1 protein-coding gene is annotated in these 280 nt (G+C 60.0%); it reads left to right on the forward strand.

What is annotated here, in order from left to right; all coding sequences use genetic code 11:
* Positions 1-280 (forward strand): proton-conducting transporter transmembrane domain-containing protein (locus QP442_RS08450; RefSeq protein WP_285069790.1); only part of this gene is annotated, 280 nt, incomplete at both ends.

Genomic DNA, 280 nt, shown 5'->3' on the forward strand with positions numbered 1-280 from the left:
TCCTGATTGCTGGTCTTATCGAACGGCGAGCGGGAACGACATCGCTGGCCAAACTGTCCGGTTTTGCCAGGAGCGCCCCCATCGTGTCGATCATGTTCTTCATCGCCGGTGTCAACCTGGTGGGTGTTCCGCCCCTGACCGGTTTCATCGGGAAGTTCGCCCTGGCGCAGGCATCTGTCGAAGCGGGCACGTTCAGCGCATGGGCACTGCTGGCAGGCGGCATCATCACCTCGTTCCTCACGCTGTACGTCGTCATCAAATGGTGGCATCAGGCGTTTTG

The organism is Pauljensenia sp. UMB1177, from assembly GCF_030217965.1.
Taxonomy (GTDB): Bacteria; Actinomycetota; Actinomycetes; order Actinomycetales; family Actinomycetaceae; genus Pauljensenia; species Pauljensenia turicensis_A.